Consider the following 11,812-nt stretch of genomic DNA (forward strand, 5'->3'; position numbering starts at 1 on the left):
AGCACCGCACCCAGGAAGGACCCCAGCCATGTCCATCACCTACACCCCCGCCACATGCGCCCCGGTCGAGGTCACCGCAGCGGCCCAGGCTGCCGGAGTGCGTCCAGGGTTCCGCGTCGTCATGGCCGCAGACGCCCACGACCGCGCGTGCGCCCTCTCCGAGGACCAGGAGCCCACCCAGGGCACCGCGGCTGTCATGGAAGCCCTCAGCGCCACCCTGGAGGCTCTGATCGGCAAACATCACTGGCTGAGCGTGGGCACCACCTGGACGATCCACACCGGCCACCTCGGGCCGGCCCGTTGGACCGTGCTCGTGGCCGCCGATGACACCCACTCCGCCGACGTCGTTCTCTACATCACCCCGGCCTAGACCCAACCGGCCGGGGTCCGACCCCGGCCTACGCTGGGATTACCGATCCCGCCGGCTCCCGTGCCCCTCCCGAAAGGACCTCCTGAATGAGCCAAGAACTCACCGACGCCCAAGCTGCCGCCCTGAGCAGCTGGAAGCAGTCTCAGGAGAAAGCCGAACAGGCGCGCAAGCTCACCGAAGAAGCAGCCCAGGAGGCCCGAGAAGCCGTCACGGCTCTGAGCAGGAATGGCATGAGCCAGAAAGCGATCGCCGCACTACTGGGGATCGGCCAGCAGCGCGTCTCCCAGCTCATCATCCGAACGCCCCGCCCCTGACTCCTAGCGGGGCCGCGCCCATCGAAGGGAACACCATGAGCGTCGAGCCCACTCTCACTTATCAGCTGGATTCCACCACCTATGAGGTGCTGACCGAGGCCCTAGAGCAACACGCGGCCCATCAGGAGCTCCTCACCCGTCAAGCACAGTTCGCCCCCACCACCGAGGACCGCATGACCCTGCTGCACGAGGTCCTGCACGCCGAGGAACTGCGCCGCACCATCGAAGCCGCCCATAGTGCCGGCAAAGTCAGCATCACCCTGGAGCCGAGCACCTATCAGCTGCTCACCGAGGCGCTGTCCGGCTACCACGACGACCAGATGCACGCCGCCGAAGAAGCCACCCAAGAACACGACGACCCCGACGACGGCGACCCCGCCCGCCAAACGGCCGCCGCCGCCGATCGGCTGCACCTCCAGGCCGTCGAAGCCGCCGCCTGCACCCACCGCTGACACCAACCCAAGGACACACATGAAAATCATCGGCACCATCCGCCCCGACACCACCCAAGAAATCTCTGCCGAAGGCGACGACTACACTGACGCCCGCGAAAAACTACTGGCCAACGTTCCCGAGGGATACACCCTCCTGCACGTGCGCCGAGAGGCATGATGGCGACTATGGATATCCGAGACACCAGCGACGTCATCAAGTGCTTGAACCAGGCGGCAAAGGCTCACGAAACGTGGCGAATTGAAACCTTCACCATGTATCGAGAGAGCCCTAAGCACGGACACCAGGAGGTCGCAGTAGAAATCCTGGACCGTGGCCCTGATTTTTCCCCCAGATACCACGTCACCGGCACCACCAAGGATGGCCTGTACTGCACCGGCAACTCGGGTGACGAGCTGCAAGAAGTCATCTTGCTAACCCACTGGTTTGAACTCGACAAGTGACCACCTGGCTGGCCTCTAGCCAACTAGGTGCATCGACTGCCAACACCGAGGAGAACTAATCTCGTGAAGCTCTACCCTACGGTCAACAATCAGCGTGACCCTTTTGGGTTGCCGGCCTATGAGGTGCGGGGACAGCAGCTCTATCCCACGGTCAATAACCAGCACGACCCCTACGGCCTGCCGGCCTATGAGGTGCGGGGACAGCAGCTCTATCCCACGGTCAATAACCAGCACGACCCTTACGGCCTGCCGGCCTATGAGGTGCGGGGACAGCAGCTCTATCCCACGGTCAATAACCAGCACGACCCCTACGGCCTGCCGGCCTATGAGGTGCGGGGACAGCAGCTCTATCCCACGGTCAATAACCAGCACGACCCTTACGGCCTGCCGGCCTATGAGGTGCGGGGACAGCAGCTCTATCCCACGGTCAATAACCAGCACGACCCCTACGGCCTGCCGGCCTATGAGGTGCGGGGACAGCAGCTCTATCCCACGGTCAATAACCAGCACGACCCTTACGGCCTGCCGGCCTATGAGGTGCGGGGACAGCAGCTCTATCCCACGGTCAATAACCAGCACGACCCCTACGGCCTGCCGGCCTACGAGATGCGCTCCAACTGACTCATCGACCATAGGGCTTGGCCGGATTCTTTACCCTTGATAGTCAAGAGCTAGCTGGTCGTTGTAGAGCGCCTCGACGGAGGTTGCATGGGCAATACTTTCCCGCACGCGTGAGTCTTTGAGATCGAGCACGCGCAGCTGCCCGCCGACCTTGGCGATCGAGTCGATTCTGGCGTAGTGGTCCCCGTGCTGCTCGGCATAGGCGGAAAGTCCGCGCAGTTTGGGCAGGGCATCCCCGTAGTGGTGGCCATGGGGATCGACAATGGAAGCCACCACCCGGCCGCCGGGTGCGCGATCGAACATGATGAAATCTGGGCGTACCAGAGCCTGCTGATCGCCCTCCGAGTAGACCGCAGCCAATGATTCAGGTTTGGCCACACCAGGGTTGCGGTACCAGCAGATCAAGCTTTCCCTGGCCAGCTCTAAGCGCAGGACCTCAGGCTCCCAGGAGCTCTTGAACTCTTCTGGGTAGTTTCCCTCGATTGGCATCAGAAGATGCTTCGGGTACCGCGGCAGCTCTTCACGGGTGGTTTCGTCGTTGCCAATCTGTGCGTATGACGGCACCAGCCAGCGCTCCGGTTTGGCCAAGGAAATCGCCTGGGCCGTGCGTGCTTGCTGCTTGATCTTTCGGTACTCTTCCTGCCGTGTCGGGGACAGCCCAGCGACCGCCACACGGTGGGTGGTGAACCACTCATCGGCCAGCTCCTCAGCTCTCCGGTTGAAGGTCTCGACCACGGCTGGCACCCGCGCCATCGCAGCAATTCGGGCTTGGGCCTCGATCAGCGCTTCGACCTCATCGGCATCCTCGTCAGCGCCGATGCTCTGATCGGCCAAGTAGGACGCGTAGCTCATCGTCACAGCTTTGCCGAACACACGGCCTGCGCGACGGAATGCCTCCTCGATAACTGCCTCATCGGCCTCGGCGGTATAACCACCGGCCGTCCTGGCGCCGGTGGCCCGGTCCACGAACAGCTCGCTTACCTCCACACGTCTTACTTCGTCCAGGGAGGTCTCGACCGCTGTACGGTGTGTGGCCGCAGCACCGTCCAGCGCGTGGTGCATCAGCTCGTGAGCACGGGCACCAGCAGCGGGCATGATCTCATCAGCGGCCAGTTCATGGGCCAGTAAGGTCAGGCGCTTTACCGGGTTCGTCACCGTTTTGGGCAGTGCCATCGACGGCAGGGACGTGAAGACGTCCCACACCTCCTGGTCAATGTGCTCGGAGGTGACCTCGATCGGATCGATCAAAGCTCGTCTACCAGGAACGGGGGGCATGTTCTCGTCGCCGTAGGTCAGAGCGTCGGCGACTTCCCGGGTGGTTGTGGGGGCAAAGTGCGGCAGGAAGCAGTACACGCTGGAGAGCAGGTCGTTGCCGGGGATACGGCGGGCCAGGGGAGTGCGGGCCATCCGTCCGAGCAGCTGGGTGATGTGGGTCCGGTCCGAGGCCGGCCGGAAGGAGAGCATGACCTCAGCGCGCGGACAATCCCAGCCGGTGGAAATCGCGTCCTTGGCGATCAGCACCTGACACCAGTCATGGTCTTGCACTTCCTCGGGGCTGAGGTAAGGGATCTCGTGGGAGCCGAAACGCTGGGTGGTGTGCTCGCCGAGCACGTGGGCGACATTCGTTTCTGCCAAGGCCGGCCACTGCTGGAAGATCGTGTCCAAAGCCTGGCCCACATCATCTGGGTCAGGGGTATTCGGTAGCTGGAGGATCATCAGCGGTTTGACGGTCTGCCCGTCGCCGTCGGTGCGGGCGTACTCGGCCCAGGCCTCGGTCATCTCCCGCAACCGGTCCACGGCTCGGCGCAGCAGCACCTGATCGAAAGCTCCGGACTCGGCAGGGGAGTCCAGCACGTAGGTGTCCTTGAGTAGACCGGAGGCCTGTACATCGACTGGGCTGACCTTCACCCGGTCAACGACCAGGCGTTCGTCCCACGTCTCCAATGTCTCGTGCAGGCGCTGTGGCGTGGCGGTGATGCCCAGGATGATCGGCACCGGGGGGATGCTCGGCACGGTGTTCTGTTGACCGTTGATGATGCGCTGCACGATCGACTCGTGTGCTCGTGTCGCGGATTTTGACTGACCCATCCCTTGATGCGCCTCGTCGACGAACATGTAAAGCGTCCGATCGGGGTCCTCGATCGTGTTCCGGATCGTGTCCCAGATCGTGTACTCGCGCCCGTCGGGCATGCTCTCCAGGGGAAGAGCGGCCTGCCGCTCTTCGAACCCGCGGACCAGCAGGGAGGTGCGAGCGAATTTTTGATGGTTGAGGAAATAGACCTTGCCCGGGTCGAACGTGCGCTGGTTGAACGTCGTGGGCACTACCACTAGGTCGCTGAACGGGATCATGTCCGTGGCTTCCAGTAGGCGGAAGCGTGATTGCTCGTTCAACGCAGGGTCGGAGGAGAACCACAGCACTGTGGCCTTGGGATCGGCCTCGAAATCCAGATCCTCGTTGCCAGTGAATAGTGCTTCCAGAAGTGCGGAGGCGATTACGGTTTTACCGGCCCCCATCGTGGCGGTGAGCGTCACCGCCTGCGGGCGGCCAGATCCCTCGTAATACATTCGAGCATCACGAAGAGCGATCAACAAATCGGAAACGGCCTGGTCCTGGTAATCCTTCAATGTAAACCGCACGGCTTAGACCCCGTTCCTGAACTGGAAGTTTCGCAGGTACGACTCGTAGAGCCGCACTGCCTCCACGCCCTCGGGAAGGCGGCGAGACACAGCTTGGAAGCGTCGTTCGTCGTCAGTGACGATGTAGGCCATCCCAATGCCGCTGGCGGCCTTTACTGCTTCGACAAATGCCGTGGAGGTGTCCAGATCGACCAATACACCATAGACCTCCGCCAACTTCCAGCCGGACTCGGGTTCGGTTTCGATGCAGGCGCCGTAGGCGCCTGCGCGCAACCACAGCAAGGGCGCAATTTGGCGAAACGCTTTGTGGTGAGATACCTGTGTTCGAGTTTCATAGGTAAGAGCGAAAAACTGAGCATTCTCGTCAATTCCCTTAGACATTGGGAACTCGTCCACGAACCTGTAGTCGCCCTTGATCGGAGTTCCCAGTGACGTACTCCCTGTGATGGCAGCTTCGATGCGCGGTTTGGTGATGTAGTCGCATATACCCCGCTGTTCCCACTCCGGGTCTCCGGGCCTCAGACCAGCTTTGCGAAGTTCCTTCTGCTCCTCCGCAGCCACCTCGTTGTTCGTAATAGAGATGCACTGACGTCTGCCTCCATCCTGACGATTCAGTCGCATGACAGCGTGTGCCGTCGTGCCTGACCCAGCGAAGAAATCAAGAACCGTGGCATTTGGTTTGTCCTGGACAAAAAAACGCAATGCATCTTCTACGGCATAAAGAGACTTAGGGAAAGGAAATTTCCGGTCGGGCATCAGGGCCTTTAGTAAGTTGGACCCGTGCCGAGAGGAATCGTGAGATGGAACTCGCCATGCGGTACCTGGAATAAATTCTTGAACTGAAGTCTCAGAAATAACCGATCCATCGTTGCGGCGACCGGTTATCTCGTAGATTCCTTGGCGAACCTTCCTTTGCTCACCCGCCTTGAGATAGGAAAGCGTAAATCCGTGCTCATTGGGGCGTCCAATGCGAACAAATCCTTCGGCAATTATTTCCCGAAGATTGTCTTGGCCAATTTGCCAGCGGCCTTCACTTCCGTCAGAATTAATGGGGAAGCATGCAACGGTTCCTTCTGGCGGATGAATGCTGTTCCTCGAGGTTTCGAGAGACAGGGAGTCACCGACTGAAACTATCCTTTGGCCATCGGTCGAAACGAATATCGGGTAAAACATGGACGGCCGATCGGCGCGCTTATTACCTGTCCCGTTCCTTTTGAGCATCGCCCATAGCATTTTTGTCGTTCGCTTATCGGAGGGATTGAGGCGCCACTCATCTGAAAGGGCGGCAGGAGTAGGGCGAGCATCTCCGATCAAAACAAAGAAAACGTATTCGTCGGTTCGCGCAAACGCACCGGTGCGCGTGGAGCCTGCGGGATTAATGACCGATGATACCATTTGAATACGAGCTTCAGGAAAGATCTGCTCTAGCAAAAGGCCTAATCTAAGATATTCCTTTTCGTCAATTGTGACAATTAAGGTAGAGTCCTCTGGGTTCATTAATTCTTTGGCTATCAATAGGCGGCGCTCCATGAACGCAAGCCACCGGCTGTGTCGGTAAAGATCGTCACCTTCGACGTAATCGTTGTTGTATTTCCAGTCTTTTGCGCCGGTATTGTATGGTGGATCGATATAGATGACGTCAATTTTGCCCATGTGGGTATATGTCAGAGACTCCAGTACATGAAAGTTCTCCCCTTTGATGAACGTATGGAAGGGCTTACCTTCGCTTCGTTCTACTTTCCCAATTGAGGCCAAGCCGGGATAGATGAAATCTCGGAACACCGCAACCACTACGAGGTCATCGACGTTTACGATTCGTGTTTCCGGGTTATGGGCATCGTGCTCGGTTAGGTGCGCCACGTGGCCACCGTCAACGCGCTCGATGCACTCAACAACCCAGAGTGTTTTGTCTGTGGCCTTGAGACTGCTACGTGGCGGCAGGATGCGAACCTTTTCGCCCTTGCGCACCTTCCGCCCAGGAATCTCTATGCTTTCGGGGTGGTGCCGTTCGAAGTTCAAGCCGAATGCGCGTCGCGAGGACAGCGCCTTGTACTCACGGTCCAGGTCGGCGGCGAGCTGCGGATCTTTCCGCTCAACCTGGCGCAGCAGATCGGTCAGCTTGGACATAGGGCAAAGACTCCATCAAACGGGGGCATCGAACCCACTACCGGGATCGGGCAGAACCAACACAAGCCGGATCAACACACGGCTATATGGCTGACATCTGCCGTTGACAACATACCGGGGGACAAGGCGGCTGCCCGCATCGAGACGAGTGGGTTGGAGCATGCATTCGCTCCGCCGGAGCGTTCACCCCGTCGCCGCACGCTCGTGGCTCCGGACAAGTTGCCGGGCCAGCAGAGGATTACGGCGTCGTTGTAGTCGTCAGCTTCTTAATTTTGGTGTCGAGTCGCATCTGCTCCAAGGGCCCGGTGAAGGCGCGAACAGCCTCCATCAGGTTGCGATCCCTGGTGCTGGTCAGTTTTGGTTCCAGAATGTCCAAGACCTCGGCCCACTGGTGACGTCCCACAGTGGAGCTGAGTAGGGAGCTGATCCGGGGGTCCAGGAACAGACGCAAAGCAATGCCAGCGTCTCCAGGAGCGAATGCCTTGAGCATCTTCTCGTAGTGGGTGGCAGCAGCGCTGCTGACACCGAACCCGTTGCCCAAAAAGTACTCGATTACGGTGCGAACATAGCGAGGGCGAACCGCCTCCGGCACATCGCCCTGCTCGCCGGCTAGTTCAGCCACTCGGCGGGCCGGCGCCGGCTCGTTGTAGAAGTTGTTGAAACCGACATGAGCTGCATCGAGAACATCCAGCGCATCCGCCATTTCTACAGCTCGTACCTCTGGGGTGAGATACGAGCTGCCGCCTACCAACTCGATGAGTTCACGTGCGGCCGTGGCGAACTGAGTCTCGGCACTGGCCAAGGCCCGAGCATGGCGCAGTCCGTATCCGCTCCGGGTCTCCTCTGTGACGAACGGCCACAACTGGGGCCACAGGATGCGTATGTTATCGGCCACGATGACCGTGCGCCCTGGGTCGGTGTAGAGCCCGAAGAGGCCGTTGGCTAAGGTGGCTGCCCGGTCGTACGGAAGCTGGTCGAAGAAGGCTGCCGCTGCGTCGACGGCGGCTTTGTCGAGGACAGTAGCCTTGATGTTGGCCAACAACCGGCCCGTGTTGGCCGTGACAGTATCCGGAGGGGTGTTGATGACCTCGGTGATGCAGATCTGCAACCAGTTCGCCAAGTCGAGGCCGGTCAGGGTCACCTGGTTGGGGTGGGCTGCGCTGGCGTGGTTGCGCATGAACCGGATGTGGTCCAGACGCTGGTACCCGGTGTCGGTGAGTAGGCCGATCGCCAAGGCAGCGCTCAGTAGCCTGGCGTCATCGAGCTTGGTCAGGTCCTCTTCACCCTTGAGCCCCTTGCGCAGATCCGCATTCGCTCCGGCTGCGATGTCGAAAAAATACTTCAGGTCGAACCCGGCCACCCGACGGCGCAGCTCGCTGACCAGTTCGTCCCACAAATAATTCAGGGCTGCGTCGAACAGTCCTACCGCGGCAGCGGCGATCATCTTGGAGATGTAATGCGACCGACTCAAGACTGTCGTGTCAAGCCGTTCCAGGACACCGGGCAAGGTGTTAACCAGCATCTTCCGCTCACCTACGGGAACGAAAAGTCTCTCCACAGGCAACCCCGCCTGTGCCAGCATGCTGTGCACGCTTTCCTCGAAGCGCTCCAGGTCTGTCGAGGGCTGGGTGGTCACCGGAGTGCTTTTAGGGCTCTGTTCGATCTCGCTCACGGTTCCACGGTACGGGAAGTGTGCATTCGTGGCCGACAGTTGCCCAGCTGCCATTTAGACAACGGATGAACGCCTGCTTATCGAGGCGATGAAGTACTCTCATTGGTGCATTATCGTCGCGTTGGAGCATACCGCATTGCGACAGGCCCTCGGGTTCTTCAGGGCGTTGCGATAGGACTGTTCTGAAATCAGAGCAACACATCTGTTCGGGGTCCAGACATGGCCCAGCAGGGGCGGGCGGTCGGCTACGTTCGTGTCAGCCGCGCCGACCGGAACGAGGCCTGGCAGCTGGAGTGGATCGGCGCAGTCGACCGGTGGAACGAGGTGCAGTAGTTATCAATGCGTACCTGGGTAAGCGACGCGGTTGACCGCGGAGCCCAGCTCATAGAGGTCAGAAATTTCCTCTCGGTCAATTCCTAGTTCGCTGGTGATGTCGTCTCCTGAGATTCCACACTGGACAGCGTCAACAATCTTCTGCGACAGTTCAAGACGCTTAGCTCGGGCTACGATTTTGGCGTCTTCGTACTCATGAAGGGCGCTTTCGGTTGCCGCCATGACGTCGTTAACCGCAAAGTTTAAACGCCGGTTGGTCTCCGCGATGAACGCGGAAATTTGTGCTTGGCTAAGTTCCGTTTCCCAGTAGACCAGAAGGCGTCCCTGCTCCTGGCGGTCGGAATGGACCTTGGGAGCTGGAATGCTCATCTGGTGTGAGATCGACTCCATGACCTGGCGAATCCAGGATTCGATGTTCGCCTCGTGTGAGGAACGACCGAAGCCGACAGTCAAGTAGCGTGGGACATCGGCTGGGATCTCGATTGGATGAAGGGTGGTCATAGGTTCATCTCCTGACGAGGTGATGTTGCGGGTTTAGGTTAATGTTCGGCATGTCGCCTGTAGTCGAAGCGGTGATTCATGTTCCCGTCGCCACGGGACGAAGCATAGTCAGAGGCTCGACACGTGCCCCCACCGTGTTGACCAGGTCGCCCGGCGCTCTCTACTTCGCCATCCTGCTCGGGGGTAGGCGGAGGGGCGGTTTCAGGGCGTGGCGGTGGGCTTAAATCAGGGTGGCTGCGGAGTTCATCAGGTTCACGATGGTCTGGCCGGCGGCGGTGCCCACCGCAGATCCGGCGGCGTCGGAGGCGGCCTGCACCAGCCTGCGCAGCGCCCCCGGGCGTGGGGAATCGGTGCTGGCCACGGAGGCCGCGTCTTCCAAAGCTTCCTGCACCGGCACCTGATGCTCCACCGGCAGTCGACCCACCTGGTCGAGGGCCTCGGTGAGTGCTTGACGAACCTGCTTCAAGGACTGAGCCGCGACGGTGACTTTTCCGGAGACCGTGTTGGCGTCTCCGACGGAGAGCGCGCCGATGGTTGCTCCCTGCTGATTGAAGGTCTGGGAGTGGTCGCTGTGATCATGGATGGTGGTTGCTGCCTGGGGGGTCACCAACCGATGCCGGCCTTCCAAGGCATCTCGGCCAGCAGGCGTGAGTTCGAGTCCGAACCATGCTCCACCACCGAGCTTCTGCGCGAGGATGAGTTGCTGTCCCTGGAGATACTCATAGGCACCGGTGATCTCGTCGTGATTGGGCGCCGGCTGTAGTGAACGTCCCGGCCACTGCTCAACCAGACCTGTCGAGACAGGGCGGCGCTGGGTGCGGAAAGACTCCAGCACTCCACGGCGAATCGCTTCGGTGCGCCGGGCTCCGTCACTGTAAGAGCGCTCCAGCTGGGCCGCCAGCGACCGCCCACGAGCCGTAGGCACCACCTCGTTGGCCCGGGACTGCTCGGACTCCACCAGCCCCAGTCCGATCAGCTGCTCGGTGAGATCAACGACATGGTCGACGTCGAGGCCAGTAACCTCGGCCATCTCGGTGGCGGTGGGCTGCCCGCCGGCGGCGCGAGCAGAAAGCAACAGCTGCTCCAGCTCCGGCACCTGGGCGAGGTGATCCATGAGCTGGGCGATCGGGACGGCAGGCATCGTTCCTCCAAGGGGTGAGCTCAGGATTGGTTGCTGGCGGCGCCGGTGGCGGCGTAGTAGGCGTCCTTGATGGACTGGTGGATGCGGCCGCGGTCGGAGACCTGGTGGCCGTGCTTTTTGGCCCAGGCCCGGATCGCGGCGGTTTCCCCGGATGAGGTGGAGGTGCCGGCGCCGCGCTTGCGGCGCCCGTTGCCGCTGGGGACCTTGCGGGCGGCGGCCACGAAGGGCCGCAGGGCTTCGCGCAGCTTCTCGGCGTTGGCGATGGAGAGGTCGATCTCGTAGCCGCGTCCTTCCAGCGCGAAGGAAACGGTGGTGTCGGCGGGGCCGCCGTCGAGGTCGTCCTCGAGGTGGACTTCGATTTTCTGGGCCATGGGTGGCGGGTCCTTTCGGGTGAGCGGGTCGTAGAACAGGGCTGTGCTGGCGTACGGGAGGTTAGGAGTCGTCGGTGGTGTCATCGCCGGCCGGATCTTCCTGGACAGTGACGACGTCGATGTCCTCCGCCGACTCTGTCGCCTCGGTGGGCTGGAGCGGTGGTTGGGTTTTGGTGCGGTTGCCGGTGATGACGGTGCCCTCGGTGGTGAGGTCCACGCAAAGCATGCCGTCTTCCACGAAGGGCTTCCACCGCCTTGTGGCGGTGGTGTCGATGCCGTAGTGGGCGGTGAAGGCGGTGGCCGAGACGATCGCCTGCCCGGGCCCGCGCTTGGATCCGCTACGGACCGCGTAGGCGTGCGGGGAGGAGTCATCAGTGGCGCGCACCGCCATGACCTGACGGGCACGATCGAACAGCAGCTCTACTGTCTCTGCGTTGTCGATGAGGTCGTGGGCGGCCTTGTTCAGGGAGATCACTCCGCGCTTCTGGATGGTCACGCTCGGCGCCTTCGCCAGTGGAGTCATCCTCTTGTCGAACACCTCGAATGGCATCGTTCCCCCTACGGCTTGTGACGAGCATTGGTTAGGTTCATCGTAACCATTGCTCGCATGTACCCCACCCTCAGCCACAGCTTCTCTGGTGTGTCTTTGAAGGCATGGGATGCGAGACGTCTCGTCCGGGAAATTTGCGTCCGCATGATTCCGCGGATCGGGGTGTCTCGCATCTTTGTGCTTTATCCATGCCTCTAGAATCGGATACTCAACGTTGGTTGCGAGACAGATGGGGTGGACATGGGGAAGTTGATCGGCTACGCCCGGGTGTCGACACGG

At 60.8% G+C, this 11,812-nt stretch carries 13 protein-coding genes; 6 read left to right on the forward strand and 7 right to left on the reverse strand.

Annotation, left to right across the window (positions count from 1 at the left end):
- The first annotated feature begins 28 nt into the window (after nt 1–28).
- The 6 genes from A5728_RS04995 (at nt 29) to A5728_RS05015 (ending at nt 2,201) form a co-directional block, all read left to right on the forward strand.
- A complete protein-coding gene (locus A5728_RS04995; protein WP_064845994.1) occupies nt 29–370 on the forward strand; it encodes a hypothetical protein in 342 nt (113 codons plus the stop codon).
- Between the two features lie 86 nt (nt 371–456).
- A complete protein-coding gene (locus A5728_RS05000) occupies nt 457–684 on the forward strand; it encodes a hypothetical protein (RefSeq protein ID WP_064845995.1) in 228 nt (75 codons plus the stop codon).
- 35 nt (nt 685–719) lie between these two features.
- Complete coding sequence (locus A5728_RS05005) at nt 720–1,136, forward strand: hypothetical protein (RefSeq protein ID WP_064845996.1); 417 nt, start codon at nt 720–722, stop codon at nt 1,134–1,136.
- A gap of 19 nt (nt 1,137–1,155) precedes the next feature.
- Nucleotides 1,156–1,296 (forward strand): hypothetical protein, encoded by a 141-nt coding sequence (locus tag A5728_RS14450; RefSeq protein WP_197493099.1) that lies wholly within the window; start codon nt 1,156–1,158, stop codon nt 1,294–1,296.
- An 8-nt stretch (nt 1,297–1,304) separates the two neighbouring features.
- Nucleotides 1,305–1,580: a hypothetical protein gene (locus A5728_RS05010; protein WP_156523387.1), complete on the forward strand. Its 276-nt coding sequence runs from the start codon at nt 1,305–1,307 to the stop codon at nt 1,578–1,580.
- 63 nt (nt 1,581–1,643) lie between these two features.
- On the forward strand, nt 1,644–2,201 hold the full coding sequence (locus tag A5728_RS05015) for a hypothetical protein (RefSeq protein WP_064845998.1): 558 nt from the start codon (nt 1,644–1,646) through the stop codon (nt 2,199–2,201).
- Nucleotides 2,202–2,231: 30 nt separating this feature from the next.
- Here A5728_RS05015 and A5728_RS05020 read toward each other — a convergent pair whose 3' ends face one another.
- The 7 genes from A5728_RS05020 to A5728_RS05050 form a co-directional block, all read right to left on the reverse strand.
- Nucleotides 2,232–4,826: a DEAD/DEAH box helicase gene (locus tag A5728_RS05020; protein WP_197493100.1), complete on the reverse strand. Its 2,595-nt coding sequence runs from the start codon at nt 4,824–4,826 to the stop codon at nt 2,232–2,234.
- Nucleotides 4,827–4,841: 15 nt separating this feature from the next.
- Nucleotides 4,842–6,965 carry a site-specific DNA-methyltransferase gene (locus A5728_RS05025; protein ID WP_064846000.1) on the reverse strand — a complete coding sequence of 708 codons (2,124 nt, stop codon included), beginning with the start codon at nt 6,963–6,965 and terminating at the stop codon, nt 4,842–4,844.
- A gap of 238 nt (nt 6,966–7,203) precedes the next feature.
- Nucleotides 7,204–8,637, reverse strand: a complete 1,434-nt coding sequence (locus A5728_RS05030) for a hypothetical protein (protein ID WP_231885516.1) — start codon at nt 8,635–8,637, stop codon at nt 7,204–7,206.
- Between the two features lie 336 nt (nt 8,638–8,973).
- Nucleotides 8,974–9,471 carry a hypothetical protein gene (locus tag A5728_RS05035; protein ID WP_064846001.1) on the reverse strand — a complete coding sequence of 166 codons (498 nt, stop codon included), beginning with the start codon at nt 9,469–9,471 and terminating at the stop codon, nt 8,974–8,976.
- Between the two features lie 220 nt (nt 9,472–9,691).
- Entirely contained in the window at nt 9,692–10,612 is a 921-nt protein-coding gene (locus tag A5728_RS05040) for a MarR family winged helix-turn-helix transcriptional regulator (protein WP_064846002.1), read from the reverse strand.
- A 20-nt stretch (nt 10,613–10,632) separates the two neighbouring features.
- A complete protein-coding gene (locus A5728_RS05045) occupies nt 10,633–10,983 on the reverse strand; it encodes an Lsr2 family protein (RefSeq protein WP_064846003.1) in 351 nt (116 codons plus the stop codon).
- A gap of 61 nt (nt 10,984–11,044) precedes the next feature.
- Complete coding sequence (locus A5728_RS05050; RefSeq protein WP_156523388.1) at nt 11,045–11,479, reverse strand: hypothetical protein; 435 nt, start codon at nt 11,477–11,479, stop codon at nt 11,045–11,047.
- Nucleotides 11,480–11,812: the final 333 nt, after the last annotated feature.

It is taken from the genome of Kocuria sp. ICS0012 (assembly GCF_001665945.1).
Taxonomy (GTDB): Bacteria; Actinomycetota; Actinomycetes; order Actinomycetales; family Micrococcaceae; genus Kocuria; species Kocuria marina.